The organism is Rhizobium sp. CSW-27 (assembly GCF_018760785.1).
Lineage (GTDB): Bacteria > Pseudomonadota > Alphaproteobacteria > Rhizobiales > Rhizobiaceae > Neorhizobium.
Window position 1 is genome coordinate 84,707 of record NZ_JAHHZO010000014.1, and the last position, 17,853, is coordinate 102,559.

Annotated in this window: 13 protein-coding genes; 9 read left to right on the forward strand and 4 right to left on the reverse strand. The window is 64.1% G+C overall.

The window, feature by feature from the left end; all coding sequences use genetic code 11:
- Positions 1-57 precede the first annotated feature (57 nt).
- The 3 genes from KLP42_RS21730 to KLP42_RS21740 all read left to right on the forward strand — a co-directional run bounded on the left by KLP42_RS21730 (position 58) and on the right by KLP42_RS21740 (position 3,387).
- The gene (locus KLP42_RS21730) at positions 58-1,290 is read left to right on the forward strand and encodes a putative DNA modification/repair radical SAM protein (protein WP_215569470.1); all 1,233 of its coding nucleotides are present in this window, start codon (positions 58-60) and stop codon (positions 1,288-1,290) included.
- The gene (locus KLP42_RS21735; RefSeq protein ID WP_215569404.1) at positions 1,290-2,732 is read left to right on the forward strand and encodes a UdgX family uracil-DNA binding protein; all 1,443 of its coding nucleotides are present in this window, start codon (positions 1,290-1,292) and stop codon (positions 2,730-2,732) included. The genes KLP42_RS21730 and KLP42_RS21735 overlap by 1 nt, the downstream gene beginning before the upstream one ends.
- 202 nt (positions 2,733-2,934) lie before the next feature.
- Positions 2,935-3,387 (forward strand): DUF1842 domain-containing protein, encoded by a 453-nt coding sequence (locus KLP42_RS21740; protein WP_215569406.1) that lies wholly within the window; start codon positions 2,935-2,937, stop codon positions 3,385-3,387.
- A gap of 225 nt (positions 3,388-3,612) precedes the next feature.
- On the opposite strand, the gene carB is transcribed toward KLP42_RS21740, so the two are convergent.
- A complete protein-coding gene (gene carB, locus KLP42_RS21745; protein ID WP_215569414.1) occupies positions 3,613-7,098 on the reverse strand; it encodes a carbamoyl-phosphate synthase large subunit in 3,486 nt (1,161 codons plus the stop codon).
- Positions 7,099-7,377: 279 nt separating this feature from the next.
- The gene (locus KLP42_RS21750) at positions 7,378-8,226 is read right to left on the reverse strand and encodes a LytTR family DNA-binding domain-containing protein (RefSeq protein ID WP_215569416.1); all 849 of its coding nucleotides are present in this window, start codon (positions 8,224-8,226) and stop codon (positions 7,378-7,380) included.
- Between the two features lie 89 nt (positions 8,227-8,315).
- Here KLP42_RS21750 and KLP42_RS21755 point away from each other — a divergent pair, with 89 nt between their 5' ends.
- Positions 8,316-8,834, forward strand: coding sequence for a DUF2306 domain-containing protein (locus tag KLP42_RS21755; protein WP_215569418.1), 519 nt, complete (start codon positions 8,316-8,318; stop codon positions 8,832-8,834).
- Positions 8,835-8,846: 12 nt separating this feature from the next.
- Complete coding sequence (locus KLP42_RS21760) at positions 8,847-9,518, forward strand: glutathione S-transferase family protein (RefSeq protein WP_215569420.1); 672 nt, start codon at positions 8,847-8,849, stop codon at positions 9,516-9,518.
- A gap of 27 nt (positions 9,519-9,545) precedes the next feature.
- Here the strand turns inward: KLP42_RS21760 and KLP42_RS21765 are convergent, their stop codons facing one another.
- A complete protein-coding gene (locus KLP42_RS21765) occupies positions 9,546-10,541 on the reverse strand; it encodes an aldo/keto reductase (RefSeq protein ID WP_215569422.1) in 996 nt (331 codons plus the stop codon).
- Between the two features lie 113 nt (positions 10,542-10,654).
- Between KLP42_RS21765 and KLP42_RS21770 the strand changes: the two genes are divergently transcribed.
- Both KLP42_RS21770 and KLP42_RS21775 read left to right on the forward strand, forming a co-directional pair.
- The gene (locus KLP42_RS21770) at positions 10,655-11,569 is read left to right on the forward strand and encodes a LysR substrate-binding domain-containing protein (protein ID WP_215569424.1); all 915 of its coding nucleotides are present in this window, start codon (positions 10,655-10,657) and stop codon (positions 11,567-11,569) included.
- Between the two features lie 159 nt (positions 11,570-11,728).
- Positions 11,729-13,111: an MATE family efflux transporter gene (locus KLP42_RS21775; RefSeq protein ID WP_215569426.1), complete on the forward strand. Its 1,383-nt coding sequence runs from the start codon at positions 11,729-11,731 to the stop codon at positions 13,109-13,111.
- A gap of 61 nt (positions 13,112-13,172) precedes the next feature.
- Here the strand turns inward: KLP42_RS21775 and carA are convergent, their stop codons facing one another.
- The gene (gene carA, locus KLP42_RS21780) at positions 13,173-14,378 is read right to left on the reverse strand and encodes a glutamine-hydrolyzing carbamoyl-phosphate synthase small subunit (RefSeq protein WP_215569434.1); all 1,206 of its coding nucleotides are present in this window, start codon (positions 14,376-14,378) and stop codon (positions 13,173-13,175) included.
- Between the two features lie 328 nt (positions 14,379-14,706).
- On the opposite strand from carA, the gene KLP42_RS21785 reads away from it, so the two are divergent.
- Together KLP42_RS21785 and dnaG are read left to right on the forward strand one after the other, a co-directional pair.
- Positions 14,707-15,156 (forward strand): GatB/YqeY domain-containing protein, encoded by a 450-nt coding sequence (locus tag KLP42_RS21785; protein WP_215569473.1) that lies wholly within the window; start codon positions 14,707-14,709, stop codon positions 15,154-15,156.
- Between the two features lie 503 nt (positions 15,157-15,659).
- Positions 15,660-17,684, forward strand: coding sequence for a DNA primase (gene dnaG, locus KLP42_RS21790; RefSeq protein ID WP_215569476.1), 2,025 nt, complete (start codon positions 15,660-15,662; stop codon positions 17,682-17,684).
- The last annotated feature ends 169 nt before the right edge of the window (positions 17,685-17,853 follow it).

Consider the following 17,853-nt stretch of genomic DNA (forward strand, 5'->3'; position numbering starts at 1 on the left):
GAGGCGGGAGCACCGGCGTATTGACTGTTCATCCACGAACATATAGTGAACAAACTAATGAAGAAGTCGCTGAAGGAACGCCTCGCCATCCTCTCCGATGCCGCCAAATATGATGCCTCCTGCGCATCGAGCGGCACGACCAAACGCCATGCCGCCGGCTCCGGCGGGCTTGGGTCGACGGAAGGATCGGGCATCTGCCATGCCTATGCGCCGGACGGACGCTGCATCTCTCTTTTGAAGATCCTGCTCACCAATTTCTGCATCTATGACTGCGCCTATTGCATCAACCGATCCTCGTCCAATGTGGAGCGGGCGCGGTTTGCGCCGGAAGAGGTGATCTGGCTGACGCTGGAATTCTACCGGCGCAACTATATCGAAGGGCTGTTTTTGTCCTCCGGCATCATCCGCTCCTCCGATCACACGATGGAGGAGATGGTGCGGATCGCCCGTGAACTGCGCACCACCCATAATTTTCGCGGCTACATCCACCTGAAATCCATTCCGGAAGCCTCGGCCGCGCTGATCGAGGAGGCGGGGCTTTATGCCGATCGCCTGTCGATCAACATCGAACTGCCGACCGACAGCGGCCTTGGCCGGTTCGCGCCCGAGAAGAAGCCGGAAGGCATCCGTCGCGCGATGGGCGAGTTGCGGCGGAAGATCGAGGACGCGGCCGAGCCGACGCTTCGCACGAAGAAGCGGCGCCATTTCGTGCCGGCCGGGCAGAGCACGCAGATGATCGTCGGTGCGGATGGGGCAAGCGACGCCACCATTCTCGGCACGAGCGCCAGGCTCTATGGCAGCTATGGCCTGAAGCGCGTCTATTATTCCGCCTTCAGTCCCATTCCCGATGCGTCCGCCAGGCTGCCGCTGGTCAAGCCGCCGCTGATGCGCGAGCACCGGCTTTATCAGGCAGACTGGCTCTACCGTTTCTATGGCTTCGAGATCGGCGAGATTACGGCGGTGACGGCCGATGGCAATCTCGATCTTGATCTCGATCCGAAGCTCGCCTGGGCGCTCGCCCATCGCGAGCGCTTTCCGGTCGATATAAACCGGGCGGGCAAGGAACTGCTGCTGCGCGTGCCGGGCTTCGGCACGAAGACGGTCAATGCCATTCTGTCCTCGCGCCGCTTCCGCCGTGTCCGGCTGGAGGATCTCGGACGGCTCGGGGTGTCGCTGCGCAAGGTGCAGCCCTTCATCGTGGCGGAAGGCTGGACGCCGAACCGGCTGCTCGACCGCGCCGATCTGAGGGCGCTGTTTGCCCCGAAACCGGAACAACTGGCGCTGTTCTGATGCAGACGATCTTTCTCAAGGGGCGCGGCGATTTCGAGGAATGGCGCGCCGCCGCCCGCCTGCTGCTTCTGAACGACATTGCTCCGGGCGAGATTGCCTGGCGGATTGCCGGGAAGGGCGATGCGCTGGCCGGTTTCGCCGAGCCGCAGCAACTGTCATTGCCGGCGGAGAAACGGGTGGTCACGGTGCCGCCGGCCTTCGTGGATCTGGCGGAAACGGCGGTCTGCCATTCGGATCCTCAGCGCTTCGATCTTCTCTATCGGCTGCTCTGGCGCATCCGCGGCGATCGGCATCTGATGCAGGTGGTCTCCGATCCGGATGTGATGGCGGCGCGCAGGTTGGAAAAATCCGTGCGGCGCGACAGCCACAAGATGAAGGCCTTCGTCCGCTTCAAGGAGGTCGCGTCCGGCGATCCGACCGGGCGCCGCCGCTCCTTTCTTGCCTGGTTCGAGCCGGATCATTTCATCGTTGCGCGACTGGCGCCCTTCTTTCGCCGCCGCTTCTTCGACATGGACTGGGTGATTGCGACCCCGAAGGGATCGGCGGCCTGGGATGGCGAGCAGCTGACGATCAATGACGAACCGGCCGCAAAGCCGGATATTCGCGACGATGCCGATGATCTGTGGCGCATCTATTATGCCAATATCTTCAATCCGGCGCGGTTGAAGGTGAAGGCGATGACATCGGAAATGCCGCGGAAATACTGGAAGAACCTGCCGGAGGCCGATCTCATTCCGGACCTCATCGCCAATGCCGAGGCCAAGGTACGGCAGATGGCGGAAAAGGCCGCCTCGCAGCCGCCGGCCTTTCATGCGCGCCTGCGGGCGCGGCACGGGCAGGCCGAAACCCTCGAAGCGCCGCCGTCAGGCTCCTGGGAGGCGCTCCGCGAGGAGGCGCGCCGCTGCACGCGCTGTCCGCTTCATTGCCATGCCACGCAGACCGTGTTTGGCGAGGGCCCGCAGGATGCCCGCGTGATGCTGGTCGGCGAGCAGCCCGGCGATCAGGAGGATCTCTCCGGCCGGCCCTTCGTCGGCCCGGCAGGGAAACTCTTCGACGGTGTTCTCTCCGACATCGGCGTGGAGCGCGCCGGGCTCTATGTGACCAACGCCGTCAAGCACTTCAAATACGAGCCGCGCGGCAAGCGGCGCATCCACCGGAAACCGAACGAAGCGGAGATCGCCCAATGCCGCTGGTGGCTGAAGCAGGAGGTGGATCTCATCTGCCCGAGCCTGATCGTCGCCATGGGCGCGACCGCTTATTTCTCCCTGACCGGAGAGCGGCGCCGTCTGTCGGAGGTGCGTGGTCAGGTGCTCAACATGACCGAAGGGCGCCGGCTGCTGGTGACGGTGCATCCATCTTATCTGTTGCGTCTGCCGGATCCGGTGGCGCAGCAAAGGGAGAGGGAGTTGTTTCGCGATGATCTAACCGCGATTATACAATAATTAGTATAATTTTGACGCCATATGCTTCTGTTGTGAAGTCTATTTTGCCGATTTGATCGAAATTTTACTTTGGTGATCACGAAATCCATAAAATCTTATGGTTGCATATTTTAGCGATTGGCGCATGATGAATGCGTCCGAAGGTTGATTTAGAGGAAATCAATATTCTGGATTGCACGCCATAGAAAAGGGAGGAAGTTTCATGGCCATCGAAGGTGTTCAGAAAACCGGGCTGTTCTTTTTGCCGCTGCGCACGGAAGGCGCACTGGGTGCTCCGGTCAACACGCTCAGCCTGACGGTCTACACGCCGAAGAGCATCGTCACGGGGCATTCGGAAGTCACGCAGGCCGTCAATCCGCCGCTCAACGTGTCTTCGCATGTGACCGGGACGCTTATCTATGAAACCGTCATGGGGCCGGGCTCCAAGGTTCGCATCGATCTGACGGGTTGGCCGGAAATCAACTGGCCGGCCGGCGCAGGTGTCGGTCCGGTCATTCCGGAAAACTACTCGGCGATCATCGTTCTCGAGCCGGATTTCTCGAGCGGCGAGATCATCTACCAGTATCGGACCGGGCTGACCGGCGAGTGGCACCAGGTGCGCCAGAAGATCGTCCGCAACGAGGCCGGCCAGGAATCGCTGAGCAAGGCAGCCTGAAGAGTGCTGCGCTCGTCGGAGCGATGAGGACGAGCACGGACGCGATGTCTCCCGCACATCCCGACTGTCCTTGATGCCGGTTGGTGTCGTTCAAGGCGGCAGAGCCGGCCAACGACGGCCGACGCGGGCCGGTGTGTCGGACCATCCCCAAAAATGCAGAAGGGCGGCCTCAAGCCGCCCTTCTGTCGTATCGTGTTGTCTCCGCCGTCAGACGGGCAGACGCCGTCAGAAGTAGCTCTGCAGCGGCTGAACCTCCAACTGGCCCTTGCGCAGGGCCTCGATGGCTTCGGCGGCAGCCATGGCGCCGGCCATGGTGGTGTAATAGGGCACCTTCTGCATCAGGGTGGCGCGGCGAAGCGACTTGGAGTCCGAAATCGCCTTGTTGCTGTCCGTGGTGTTGAAGACCAGCTGGACCTGGCGATTGCGGATCGCGTCCTCGATATGCGGGCGGCCTTCCAGAACCTTGTTGATCTTGGTGGCCTCGATGCCCTTTTCGCCGAGGAAGCGGGCGGTGCCGCCGGTGGCGAGCACCTTGAAGCCGTTTTCGACCAGAAGCCTGATGGCCGGCAGCACGCGCTCCTTGTCCTCGTCGCGCACGGAGACGAAGACGGTGCCTTCGCGCGGCAGTTCGACGCCGGCGCCGAGCTGGCTCTTGGCGAAGGCAAGCGCAAAGCTGGTGTCGAGGCCGATGACTTCGCCGGTCGAGCGCATTTCCGGGCCGAGCAGCGTGTCGACGCCGGGGAAGCGGGCAAACGGGAAGACGGCTTCCTTCACGGCGATGTGCTTCAGGTTGCGCGGATCGGGCTTTTCGCCATAGGCGGCAATCGCGTCGTCGAGCTTTTCGCCGGCCATGACACGGGCGGCAATCTTGGCAATCGGCGCGCCGATGGTCTTCGCCACGAAGGGAACGGTACGCGAGGCGCGCGGGTTGACTTCGAGAACGTAGATGACGCCGTCCTTGATGGCATACTGCACGTTCATCAGGCCGCCGACATGCAGCGCCTTGGCGAGCGCCGTCGTCTGGCGTTCCAGTTCGTCGACGATCTCCTTCGACAGCGAGCGGACCGGCAGCGAGCAGGCCGAGTCGCCCGAATGGATGCCGGCTTCCTCGATATGCTCCATGATGCCGGAGACGAAGACGCTTTCCCCGTCGCACAGCGCATCGACATCCACCTCGACGGCATTGGTCAGGTAGCTGTCGAACAGCAGCGGGTTCTTGCCGAGCAGAGTGTTGATCTGGCCGGTCTTGTCGTTCGGATAGCGCTGCTTGATGTCTTCCGGCACCAGGCCCGGCACCGTATCCAGCAGGTAGCTCTGCAGCTGGCCTTCCGAATGGATGATCTGCATGGCGCGGCCGCCCAGAACATAAGACGGGCGCACGACGAGCGGGAAGCCGATTTCGGAGGCGACGAGGCGGGCCTGTTCGACCGAATAGGCGATGCCGTTGTTCGGCTGCGTCAGGTCGAGCTTCATCAGCAGCTTCTGGAAGCGGTCGCGGTCTTCGGCGAGATCGATCATGTCGGGCGCCGTGCCTAGGATCGGGATGCCGTTCTTTTCCAGCGCTTCGGCAAGCTTCAGCGGGGTCTGGCCGCCGAACTGCACGATGACGCCGACCACTTCACCCTTTTCCTGCTCGGCGCGCAGGATCTCGATCACGTCTTCCGCCGTCAGTGGCTCGAAGTAGAGCCGGTCGGAGGTGTCGTAGTCGGTCGAGACGGTTTCGGGGTTGCAGTTGACCATGATCGCCTCGAAGCCCGCATCCTTCAGCGCGAAGGCGGCATGGCAGCAGCAATAGTCGAACTCGATGCCCTGGCCGATACGGTTCGGGCCGCCGCCGAGGATGACGACCTTCTTGCGATCCGACACCAGGGCTTCGGAGCGGGCGAGGCCGACGAAGGGCGTCTCATAGGTCGAATACATGTAGGCCGTCGGCGAGGCGAATTCGGCAGCGCAGGTATCGATGCGCTTGAAGACCGGGCGCACGCCAAGACCGTTGCGCAGTTCGGCCACTTCCTTCGGGCGCTTGCCGGTGAGGCTGGCGAGACGCGCATCGGAAAAGCCCATGGCCTTCAGCATGCGCAGGTTCTCCGCATCTGTCGGCAGGCCATGCTCGCGGATGCGGGCTTCCATGTCGACGATCGCCTTGAACTGGGCGATGAACCATGGATCGATCTTGCAGCCTTCATGCACTTCGGCTTCCGACATGCCGAGACGCAGGGCCTGGGCCACCATGCGCAGGCGGTCCGGCGTCGGCGTGCCGATGGCGGCGCGGATCGCATTCTTCGACCCCTCGCCGGCTTCCATGCCGGGGATCTCGATCTCGTCGAGGCCGGTCAGGCCGGTTTCGAGACCACGCAGCGCCTTCTGCAGCGATTCGGCAAAGGTGCGGCCGATCGCCATCACTTCACCGACCGACTTCATGGCGGTGGTCAGTGTCGGCTCTGCGCCCGGGAACTTTTCGAAGGCAAAGCGCGGGATCTTGGTGACGACGTAGTCGATGGACGGCTCGAAGGAGGCCGGCGTCGCGCCGCCCGTGATGTCGTTTTCCAGCTCGTCCAGGGTGTAGCCGATGGCAAGCTTTGCCGCGACCTTGGCAATCGGGAAGCCGGTCGCCTTGGAGGCGAGCGCGGAGGAGCGCGACACGCGCGGGTTCATTTCGATGACGACGAGGCGGCCATCGGCCGGGTTGACGGCGAACTGCACGTTCGAGCCGCCGGTTTCGACGCCGATCTCGCGCAGCACCGCGATCGAGGCGTTGCGCATGATCTGGTATTCCTTGTCCGTCAGCGTCAGCGCCGGGGCAACGGTAATGGAATCGCCGGTGTGAACGCCCATCGGATCGATGTTCTCGATCGAGCAGATGATGATACAGTTGTCCGCCTTGTCGCGGACGACCTCCATTTCATATTCCTTCCATCCGAGCACCGATTCCTCGATCAGCACTTCGGTGGTCGGCGAAGCGTCGAGACCGCCATTGACGATGTCGAAGAATTCCGAGCGGTTATAGGCAATGCCGCCGCCGGTGCCGCCGAGCGTGAAGGAGGGGCGGATGATGGCCGGCAGGCCGACATGGTCCAGCGCCTGGGCGGCAATCGCCATGGCATGCGCCATGTAGCGCTGCTTGCGGTCGGTCTCGCCGAGGTTCCACTGGTTTTCCAGCGCATCGAGCGCCTTGTCGAGGGCGTCGCCCGACAGGGTTTCGCGCAGCTTGGCGCGTTCCGCCTCATGCTTCTTGCGGTCGGCATCCTTGATTTCGGTGGCATTCGCCAGCATGGAGCGCGGCGTTTCCAGCCCGATCCTGGCCATGGCCTCGCGGAACAGGGCGCGGTCCTCGGCCTTGTCGATGGCTTCGGGCTTGGCGCCGATCATCTCCACATTGTAGCGGTCGAGCACGCCCATGCGCTTGAGCGACAGAGCCGTGTTCAGCGCCGTCTGGCCGCCCATCGTCGGCAGAAGCGCGTCCGGACGTTCCTTGGCGATGATCTTCGCCACCACTTCCGGGGTGATCGGCTCGACATAGGTGGCGTCCGCCAGGCCCGGATCGGTCATGATCGTTGCCGGGTTGGAATTGACCAGGATGACCCGGTAGCCCTCTTCCTTCAGCGCCTTGCAGGCCTGGGTGCCCGAATAGTCGAATTCGCAGGCCTGGCCGATGACGATCGGCCCCGCGCCAATGATGAGGATGGATTTGATATCTTGGCGCTTCGGCATCTCGTCTTTCCGCTTCTTCTTCCCTGCGCAAAAAGCCGGCCGGATGCAGAGGCATCGGTCGGGCACAGAGGTGTTCTTTTTCAGGCTAGAAGCGGCTTATAGGCAAATGTCCGCGCGGAAGGAACCCCCGATCTTGCCTGTTGCGCAGAAAAACGCCGGCCTGTGGATGCCGGAGGAGAGGCAGGGCGGGATGTCTCGGCGGCTCGGCCGGAACGGGCAGCCGGAGGCGGCTGTTGGAGTGGGCAATTGCAGGGGCGGGCGTCGCCGCGTGGTGCCGCCCTAGGCAACCCGTTCCGGCCGAGCCGGGCTTGCAAAGCAGCGGCGCACCTCCGCCTCGTAGGGCCGGCTGACAGGCAGTTGCGCTCCGTCGCCGGTCACAAGGAAGAGCTTGCCCTTGTCGCGCTTCAGCGCCTCGACATGGGCATCGGCCACCCAGTGCGAGCGGTGGATGCGTCGCCCGGGCGTGTCGCCGGTCTCGTTCAGTGCATCGGCAAAGCGCAGCAGGATGAGTTCGCGCCCGCGGGAGGTGACGACCTCCGTATAATGATCCTGCACCGAAAGCCGCAGCAGGTGTCCGCGATTGTCCGGCTTCAGGCGCGCCAGAATGGCAGGCGGTGCTGTGGAGGGCCGGGTGACCGTCTCTTCGCCCGCTGCGGCAGCCTGAGGGGGCTGGGCCGCAAGGACGGCGGGCTGTGCCGGCCTGCCCGTCGTCAGAAAGGTGAGCAGGCAGAAGATCATGCAGAGCGGCACGGAAACGGTGACCTGTTCGGCGAATTCGCCGAGCGTGACCGGATCGTTGACGAAGCCTGCCTGCAGCACCACGATCCACGCCGCAATCGGCAGCGCGGCGAGCGCCGAGCCGATCATCATGCGCAGCAGCCGCGAGGGCAGCAACGGCGCCAGCAGAAGGTTGCCGGCCACCGCAAACACCACGGCCACGCAGAAGGCAACGCCCTGCAGCAGCAGCCAGAAGGCCAGGCGCGGCAACAGCGGCATGGCCTTCAGCGTGCCGAAGGGGCCGCTGATGGTAAAGACCGCCACGACGACGCCGACCGTCAGCCAGTAGCGTGGCGACAGCAGGAAGCCTTCCAATTCACGAAGCGCGGATTGCCGTTTCCCCTCATTCACGAAGCAGTTCCCCCGATTGGCGCAGACAGGCTTTTGCCAAGCCCCGTTTTGCCGAAGATCGGCACCGAATTCAATCGAGGCTTTGTTCCATGACGCTCGACCCTCTTCTTGAAGCGCCGCTGGCCGTGCAGATCCATGTGGCAACCATGCTGCCCGCCGCTGTCGTCGGCGCCTTCCTGCTGATCTGGCGCGGCCGTGGAACGCCGGTGCATCGCCTGCTCGGCAGGATATGGATCGGCGTGATGCTGATCTCGTGCCTGTCCACCGCCTTCATCCACGAATTGCGGGTGTGGGGCGACTTCAACCCGATCCATCTGCTTTCCGTGCTTGTCTTTGTCGGCTGTCTGCGCGCCGTCTGGCTGGTGCGGCATGGACGGGTTGCGGCCCATCGCCGGCTGGTGACGCAGATGTATGTCGGCGGCATCCTGATTGCCGGCGGCTTCACGCTGCTGCCCTACCGGATCATGAACCGGGTGGTCTTCGAAGGCAGCAGCCTGCCGCAGCTGCTGGCACTGCTGGCTGCTTTCGTGCTGCCCTGGTTGCTTTTGTTTCTCGTTCAGCACAACGTGGGCTGGCGTGACGGCACGCGTTCCAAGACGTTCTCCTGATTGCGGATAGCCATGATTACCGTTCACTATCTCAACAATTCCCGCGCCCACCGCATTCTTTGGTTGCTGGAGGAGCTGGGGCTGCCCTACGAGGTGAAAACCTACCAGCGCGGACCGGACATGCGCGCCCCCGGCAGCCTGAAGGCTGTCCACCCGCTCGGCAAGTCGCCGGTCATCGAGGATGAGGGACGCATCATCGCCGAGAGCGGGGCGATCATCGAATATCTGGTCGATACCTATTGCGCGGGGCAATCCCTGCGGCCGCTGCCCGGCACCGACGAGGCGCTGCGCTATCGCTACTGGCTGCATTACGCTGAAGGTTCGGCCATGCCGCTTCTGCTGCTGAAGCTGCTGTTCCTGCGGCTGCCCGGGCAGCTGCCTGTCTTCCTGCGTCCCTTCGGCAAGATGATCGCGAGCGGGGTGCAGGCCAAGCTGGTCGATCCGCAGCTGGCCGATCACCTGGCCTTCTGGAACGCGGAACTGGCGCGCGACGGCTGGTTTGCCGGCGGCGATTTTTCCGCCGCCGACATTGCCATGAGCTTCCCGGTGGAAGCCGGCATGACGCGCATGAGCGCCATGGGCGAGGTGCAGGCCGTTCGCCGTTACCTGGAGGCGATCCGTGCGCGTCCGGCCTATCAGCGGGCGCTCGTGCGCGGCGGCCAGTATGACTATGCCACGAGCTGAGGCGAGGTCGTCCCGCCGGTGGCTTGCTCAGCGCTCGCTGTCGAGATGCGCCATCTGCATTTCGGCATAGCGGGTGCCGGCGGCGGCCCCCTTGGGTATTGCCTGTTCGATTGCGGCGATATCCTGCGCCGTCGGCGTCACGTCGAGTGCGGCGAGCGATTCGGCAAGGCGGTCGCGGCGTCTTGCGCCGATCAGCGGCACGATATCCTCGCCCTGCGCCGCCACCCAGGCGATCGCGACCTGGGCCACCGTGACCTGCCGCGCCTCGGCAATCTTGCGCAGCGCCTCCACCAAAGCCAGGTTACGGTCCAGATTGCCCTCCTGGAAACGCGGGCTCATGGCGCGGAAATCACTCCTGCCGGTGTCGCGGTCCTTCTGCCAGTGACCGCTGATCAGGCCGCGCGAGAGCACGCCATAGGCGGTGATCCCGATGCCGAGCTCGCGGCAGGCCGGGAGAATGGCGTCCTCGATGCCGCGCGAGATCAGCGAATATTCGATCTGCAGGTCGCTGATCGGATGAACGCTTGCAGCCCGGCGGATGGTGTCGGCGCCCATTTCCGACAGGCCGATATGGCGCACATACCCGGCCTCGACCATCTCGGCGATTGCGCCGATGGTCTCCTCGATCGGCACGGCCGGATCGAGGCGGGAGGGGCGGTAGATGTCGATGTGATCGACACCCAGTCGCTTCAGCGTATAGGCCAGCGCCGTCTTGACCGCCTGCGGGCGGGCATCATAGCCCAGCCAGCCTCCGTCGGGTCCGCGCAGGGCGCCGAATTTCACGCTGATCGCCACCTTGTCGCGCAGGCCGCCCTTCAGCGCCTCGCCGATCAGCATCTCGTTGTGACCCATGCCGTAGAAATCGCCGGTATCGACGAGCGTCATGCCTGCGTCGATTGCTGCATGGATGGTGGCGATGCTCTCGGTGCGGTCGCTCGGCCCGTACATGTCCGACATGCCCATGCAGCCAAGGCCAAGGGCGGAAACCTGCGGGCCTGTCTGTCCCAGTCGACGTGTTTTCATGGTCGGTATCCTTTCGCGTGATGTCCGGTCTGTCCGGCTGGCTCTCTTCTAGCTTCGGCTGGTCTGTGCGATAATCCGGCGCATGACGCACGACCTGTTCGGATATTCGTACAATGACTGATCTTCCACTGGCGGACCTCGATGTCTTCGCCGCCGTTGCCCAGCACCGAAGCTTTCGGGCGGCGGCAAAGTTGCGCAATGTCTCGGCCTCCTCGCTTTCCGATTCGGTGCGGCGGCTGGAGGCGCGGCTTGGCGTGCGCCTGCTGAACCGCACCACCCGCAGCGTGACGCCGACCGATGCGGGGGAGCGTCTGCTGCAGCGCCTGCGCCCCGGCCTCGCGGACATTGCAGCCGCGCTCGACGGCGTGAACGACTTCAGGGACCGGCCCGTCGGGCGTCTTCGACTCAATGTGCCGGGCATTGTCGCCCGCACCATCCTGCCGGATATCGCCGCGCGCTTTCTGGCCCTTCATCCCGGCATCACGCTGGAGGTTTCCACCAATGACGCGCTTATCGATGTGATCGGCGAAGGCTTCGATGCCGGTGTGCGTTATGAGGAATCCCTGCAACCGGACATGATTGCGGTGCCCATCGGGCCGCGCCTCCAGCATTACGTAGCCGCGGCCGCCCCCGGCTATCTGGCCGCCCATGGCGTGCCGGCCCATCCGCAGGACCTGCTGCAACACCGTTGCATTCTGCATCGCTTTTCCAGTGGCCGCATGCTTGCCTGGGTCTTCGAGGAGAAGGGCGGGCGGGAATTGTCCATCCTGCCGCCGGCGCGCATCATTGCCGAGACCTCCGACCTTGAGGTGGAACTGGCCTGCCGCGGGCTTGGCATTGTGTTTTCCTTCGAGGATTTCCTGCGGCCGGCCCTTGCCCGTGGTGATCTGGTGTCGGTGCTGCAGGACTGGTCGCCGAGCTTCTCCGGGCCTTTCCTCTACTATAACAGCCGGCACCACATGCCTTCGCCACTCCGGGCCTTCGTGGAATTCCTGCGCGCGGAACACAAGCGGGCAGAAGCGGTTTGACCCGTGTCGGCCCGATCCATCACGCGTGCTGAAGCATCCCGCAATTCTTTTGCTGGATCCTCAGCCCGGCTTGCCTGTTGGATGAGCATTCGCTAGAGAAAACCAAGGCCGTTTGCCCGAAATCGGGGCAACGGCTTTTTTCGTTCTGGAGTTTTGTACATGGCGACCCATCCTGCTGCCGTGGCCGGGCAGGCCGGTGACAATTCCTGGTCGGCGCATGCGCGCGCGACCATCGGGCTCGGCGTACCCTTCGTCGGGGCGCAACTGGCCCAGATGGCGATCAACACGACGGACGTGGTGATGATCGGCTGGCTGGGAACGACACAGCTTGCGGCGGCGGTCCTTGCCACGCAGATCTTCTTCGTCGTCTTCATTTTCGGCACCGGCTTTTCCAGCGCCGTCGTGCCGCTGGTGGCGCAGGCCGTCGGGCGAGGGGATGCGGTGCAGGCGCGCCGCTCGGTCCGCATGGGCATGTGGCTGGTGATTGCCTATGGTATCGTCACTGCACCGCTCCTGTGGTTTTCCGAGAGCCTGCTTCTGGCGCTCGGGCAGGAGGCGGATATCGCGGCCCTGGCGCAGGGCTATCTGCGCATTCTGCAGTGGGGCATCTTCCCGGCGCTGCTGCTGATGGTTCTGCGCTCCTTCGCCAGCGCGCTGGAGCGCGGCGGCATCGTGCTCTATGTCACCCTCGGCATGTTCAGCCTGAACGCGGTCCTGGATTACGGCCTGATCTTCGGCCATTTCGGGCTTCCGCAATGGGGGCTGCAGGGCGCCGCGATCGCCTCCCTTGGCGCCAACACACTCGGCTTCCTGCTGATGGTTGCCTATATAGAGAGCCGACCGGAGATGCGCGCCTACGAACTCTTCGTGCGCTTCTGGCGGCCGGACTGGGTCGCCTTCCGGGAAATATTCGGGCTTGGCCTGCCGATCAGCTTCACCATCCTGGCCGAGGCCGGCCTGTTTGCGGCGGCCTCGCTGCTGATGGGGCTTCTGGGCAAGCAGCAGCTTGCCGCCCACGGCATCGCACTGCAGCTCGCCTCCATCGCCTTCATGATTCCGCTGGGGCTTTCCCAGGTCGCAACGGTGCGGGTGGGGCTCGCGCATGGCCGCCAGGATCCGCTCGGCGTGCGCCGCGCCGCGCTCGTGGTTCTTCTGGTGGGGCTTGTCATCTCGATGATCGGCAGCGGCTTGTTCGCCCTGCTTCCGGCACAGCTGGGCGCCCTCTTCCTCGATACCCGCCAGTCCGATGCGCAAGCGGTGCTGACGCTTGCCGTGCCGCTGATCATTGCCGCCGGCGCCTTCCAGATGTTCGACGGGCTGCAGGCGGTGGCTGCCGGCCTGCTGCGCGGCCTGAAGGATACCAAGGTGCCGATGGTGCTGGCGCTCGTCGCCTACTGGCCGGTCGGCTTCTTCTGCGCCTGGCTGTTCGGCTTCGTCCTCCACCTGGGCGGCCCCGGCATCTGGATCGGCTTTGTCACCGGGCTGATGGCGGCTGCCATCATGCTGAGCCTGCGCTTCTGGCTTCTGGTGCGGCGCACATAAAGAAAAGGCCCGCTGCAAAAGCGGGCCATCTATTTCGGTCGTGTCTCGCCGGACAGCGGGCTCAGCGTTCGGCGAGTGCCGGCTCACCCTTCTTCTCGCGCACCATGTTGATGAAGCGGCGGAAGAGGTAGTGGCTGTCCTGCGGGCCGGGGGAGGCCTCCGGGTGATGCTGTACGGAGAAGACCGGCTTGCCGGCAAGCCGCAGGCCGCAATTGGTGCCGTCAAACAGGGAAATGTGGGTTTCCTCGACGCCTTCCGGCAGCGATTTGGAATCCACCGCAAAGCCGTGGTTCATCGAGACGATCTCCACCTTGCCCGTTGTGTGATCCTTGACCGGGTGGTTGCCGCCGTGATGGCCCTGATGCATCTTTTCGGTACGGGCGCCAAGCGCGAGGCCCAGCATCTGGTGGCCGAGGCAGATGCCGAAGGTCGGCGTTCCCGTCTTGATGACCTCCTGGATCACCGGCACGGCATAGTCGCCGGTGGCGGCCGGGTCGCCCGGACCGTTGGAGAGGAAGACGCCATCCGGCCGGAGCGCCATGATGTCTTCTGCCGAGGTCTTGGCCGGAACCACCGTGACCTTGCAGTCAAGGCCGGCAAACAGGCGCAGGATGTTGCGCTTCACGCCGTAATCGACGCAGACGATGTGATATTTGGCGTCCTCGGGCGAGAGCGAACCATAGCCTTCGTTCCACACCCAGGGCGTTTCCGTCCACTGCGAGGACTGACCGGACGTGGCTTCCTTGGCGAGATCGAGGCCGACCAGGCCGCCCCAGGCTCGGGCTTCCGCCTGCAGCGCCTCGATGTCGAACACGCCGTTCGGGTCATGGGCGATCACGGCATTCGGTGCGCCGTTCTCGCGGATCCAGGCGGTCAGCGCGCGGGTGTCGATGCCGGACAGGCCGATGATGCCGCGCGAGGACAGCCAGTCGTTGAGGTGACGGCCGGCGCGGTAGTTCGACGGTTCGGTGATGTCGGCCTTGAAGATGACGCCGACCGCGCCGCGGCGGGCGGCCGGCGTCAGGTCCTCGATGTCTTCCTCATTGGTGCCGATATTGCCGATATGGGGGAAGGTGAAGGTCACGATCTGACCCAGATAGGAGGGATCGGTCAGGATCTCCTCGTAGCCGGTAAGCGCCGTGTTGAAGCAGACTTCTGCCGTTACCTTGCCCGTGGCGCCGATCCCGTGGCCTTCGATGACCGTTCCGTCGGCGAGGACAAGAACGGCGGTCGGCTTGCGGGTGGTCCAGGGTGCTGTCTCAGTCATGTCGGTTCGTCTCCGCCCGTTGCCCGTCCGCTTGAAGCGGCGGGATGCCGGGGCCATGTATGGTCGCAGAAAAGGAGGCGGCGAGATCGATCCCGCGCCTGTGTCCTGGTTAATTCTCGTGCAGGTGCCGGAAAATAACGGAAGCGGGCGGGTCGGTCAATTGCACCCCCTTGCGCGAGGGGAATTATCCCGGTCTGATGGTCAAGGCCCGATGCCGCCGATTGATCCGCCCTGCCGGCTGGTCTAAGAGGGCGGCGCCAGAACAAGGAAACGCGGTGGCCCTTCAGCCGGCCTTCCCGTGCCTTTCCCAAGGAGAACAACAAAGATGATGCGCGACAAGCTTGCCAATGCGATGAAGGAAGCCCTCAAGGCCAAGGAGGCCCGCCGGCTGTCCACCGTCCGTCTGATCCAGACGGCGATCAAGGATCGCGACATCGCCAATCGCGGCGTCGGCAAGGACCCGGTCAGCGATGATGACATCCTGCAGATCCTGCAGAAGATGATCAAGCAGCGCGAGGAATCGGCCAAGATATATGACGAAGGCGGCCGCGGCGAACTGGCGGATCAGGAACGCGAGGAAATCACCATCATCCGTGACTTCATGCCCGAGCAGATGAGCGACGAGCAGGTGGTCGAAGCCTGCAAGGCGGTGATCGCCGAGATCGGCGCACAGGGCCTGCGCGACATGGGCAAGTGCATCAGCCTGCTCAAGGAACGCTATGCCGGCCAGATGGACTTCGCCCGCGCCTCCGCAATCGTCAAGGATCTGCTGAAATAGGCGTCATTCCCCTCGAAAAGACCCGGGGCGGCTGGCGCGGATCGCGTTTCAGCCGCTTTTGCGTTTCTGTTCGCTGACGCAGGTATATTGCCGCAAGGAACTTCGTCCCGGTCAGGCCATGTGCGCGGTCCATGAAAGCAAGCGAGGCAGGACTGGGGGAAGTCCTGCCTCTGACGCCTGGACATTGCACGGCATCCGGGGGAAGGATGCCAGTGCTAGGGATGCGTTATGGGGGGACACATCCCTGTGCGTTGCGCTTCCTGCTAGAGAGAGTGGGACGTCAGGAAGCGACGATGAAGACATACGCCCCGGACGATGCCGCTTTCAAATTACAAAGACTTAATTTTTCGGGGCGTTGGACTGCCTTAGTTTTGACGCAACGCAGCATGCATTTTCGCCGGTTAAATCCGCGGTCGGGCCTGTGAATTGCGGGTGTCGCCCGGCGCCTGCGATGGTGTTTGCCGGGCAAGGTGCCTATATGGACTGTGGTCCGTGAGGTGATGATGCGCTTTTCCAATACATTTCTCGATGAGATTCGCGATCGCGTGCCGATTTCGGCCGTCATCGGCCGTCGGGTGACGTGGGATCGCAAGAAGACCAATGTCTCGCGTGGCGATTACTGGGCCTGCTGCCCGTTCCATGGCGAAAAGAGCCCGAGCTTCCATTGCGAGGACCGCAAGGGCCGCTATCACTGCTTCGGCTGCGGCGTGTCCGGCGATCATTTCCGCTTCATGCAGGAAATCGAGGGGCTGAGCTTTCCGGAAGCGGTGCAGCAGCTGGCCGACATGGCCGGCATTGCCATGCCCCAGCCGGATGTGCAGGCCGAGCGGCGCGAGAAGGAGCGTGCCACGCTGCTCGACGTCATGGAGATGGCGACGCAGTTCTTTCAGGATCAGCTGCAGAGCGCGGCCGGTGCCAGGGCGCGTGCCTATCTGCGCGATCGTGGCCTGAGCGGCCGCACCATCGAGACCTTCCGGCTCGGCTATGCGCCGGAAAGCCGCAATGCGCTGAAGGAACATCTGGCATCGAAGGGGGTGCTGAAGGAGCAGATGGAGGCCTGCGGGCTGGTGGTGCACGAGAATGTGCCGGTCTCCTATGACCGCTTTCGCGATCGCATCATGTTTCCGATTCTCTCCTCGCGCGACAAGGTGATTGCCTTTGGCGGGCGTGCCATGTCGCCCGATGCCATGGCGAAGTACCTCAATTCCAACGAGACCGAGCTCTTCCACAAGGGCAATGTGCTCTACAATTTCTCCCGTGCACGCCGCGCGGTGCAGGCCCAGGCCAAGGGCCGCGACGGCGAGGATGCGACGGTGATTGCCGTCGAAGGCTACATGGATGTGATCGCCCTCCATCAGGCCGGCGTCGAGAATGCGGTGGCGCCGCTCGGCACGGCGCTCACGGAAAACCAGCTGGAACTGCTGTGGCGCATGTCGCCGCAGCCGGTGCTGTGCTTCGATGGCGACGGGGCAGGCCTTCGCGCCGCCAATCGCGCCGCCGATCTGGCGCTGCCGCACATCAAGCCCGGCCGCTCCGTCAGTTTCGCGCTTCTGCCGGACGGCAAGGATCCGGATGATCTGGTGCGCCAGGAGGGCCGGGCGCCCTTCGACAAGGTGATGGCCCAGGCGCGCCCGCTGGCCGAGATGATCTGGATGCGCGAGGCGGCCAATGGCACCTTCGATACGCCGGAAAAGCGGGCCGAACTGGAGGCACGCCTGAAGCAGATGGTCTCGGTGATTGCCGACGAGAATGTGCGCCGCCATTACCAGCAGGACATGCGCGAGCGCCTGAACGGCTTCTTTTCCCCGCAGCGCGGCGGGCGTGACGGGCGCACCGCCTTTTCCGGTCCCGGCCGCGGGCAGGGCGGCATGAATGGTCGCGGCCGTGGCGGCGGGCAGGGGCCGGGCTTTGCCGGCAATTCCGCCCGGGGGCTCGGGGTCTCGGACCGGCTGGCCCGGTCCGGGCTGGTGCGCGGGCATCAGGACCTGCCGGCGCTGCGCGAGGTGGTGCTTGCCATCACCATCGTCAACCATCCGCAACTGCTGCTGGAGGATTACGACGAGATCGCCGCCATCGATTTCGAGAATCGCGATCTGCAGCGGCTGTGGTCGGCCGTGCTGCCGGCTGCGGCAACCGCCGGGGCGAATCTCTCGCGCGAATACCTGGTGGGGCGGCTGTTTGCGGAAGGCTTCGAGCCTCTGGTCACCGCGCTTGACCAGCAGGTGCGCAATGCCCGCCTGTGGACTGCGACGGAGCAGGCCGCCGCCGAGGATGCCCGCGAAGGCTATCGGCAGGCGCTGTCGCTGCACAAGCGCACCAAGGCGCTGCGCATCCAGAGAATGGAGCTGGAGCGCGAAATTGCCGCCGTGATCGAGGCCGGCGACGAGGAGACGATCCAGCCCCTGCTGCGGGCGCTGTCGGAAGTTCAGGAGGAAATCGTGCGCATGGAAAACCAGGAGGCGATCATCGATGGTTTCGGCGTCATGTCCGGCCGGGTGAAGGGCATTGCCGCAAGCCACGGCAGCTGATCACCTGCCGGTTGCCGCAGACGGTTGCGGCAGCGGTTGAGGTGCCGCGGCGGGCGGTGGCGAGGCGGCGTCTTTCTGGCGGTTGCCGCTCTTGTCATGGCGCCCCGGCTTCCTAAATAACAGGCAGCTGACGCGACCAGGGCGTGGTGAGCCCACGATAGTCCTCTTT

Bases quoted from the DNA above. Each gene is read 5' to 3' on its own strand.
- KLP42_RS21770 (WP_215569424.1), top strand. From the start codon at position 10,655: ATGACTGATCTTCCACTGGCGGACCTCGATGTCTTCGCCGCCGTTGCC.
- KLP42_RS21760 (WP_215569420.1), top strand. From the start codon at position 8,847: ATGATTACCGTTCACTATCTCAACAATTCCCGCGCCCACCGCATTCTT.
- carB (WP_215569414.1), bottom strand. From the start codon at position 7,098: ATGCCGAAGCGCCAAGATATCAAATCCATCCTCATCATTGGCGCGGGG.
- KLP42_RS21755 (WP_215569418.1), top strand. From the start codon at position 8,316: ATGACGCTCGACCCTCTTCTTGAAGCGCCGCTGGCCGTGCAGATCCAT.
- KLP42_RS21740 (WP_215569406.1), top strand. From the start codon at position 2,935: ATGGCCATCGAAGGTGTTCAGAAAACCGGGCTGTTCTTTTTGCCGCTG.
- KLP42_RS21730 (WP_215569470.1), top strand. From the start codon at position 58: ATGAAGAAGTCGCTGAAGGAACGCCTCGCCATCCTCTCCGATGCCGCC.
- KLP42_RS21775 (WP_215569426.1), top strand. From the start codon at position 11,729: ATGGCGACCCATCCTGCTGCCGTGGCCGGGCAGGCCGGTGACAATTCC.
- carA (WP_215569434.1), bottom strand. From the start codon at position 14,378: ATGACTGAGACAGCACCCTGGACCACCCGCAAGCCGACCGCCGTTCTT.
- KLP42_RS21785 (WP_215569473.1), top strand. From the start codon at position 14,707: ATGCGCGACAAGCTTGCCAATGCGATGAAGGAAGCCCTCAAGGCCAAG.
- KLP42_RS21735 (WP_215569404.1), top strand. From the start codon at position 1,290: ATGCAGACGATCTTTCTCAAGGGGCGCGGCGATTTCGAGGAATGGCGC.
- KLP42_RS21765 (WP_215569422.1), bottom strand. From the start codon at position 10,541: ATGAAAACACGTCGACTGGGACAGACAGGCCCGCAGGTTTCCGCCCTT.
- dnaG (WP_215569476.1), top strand. From the start codon at position 15,660: ATGCGCTTTTCCAATACATTTCTCGATGAGATTCGCGATCGCGTGCCG.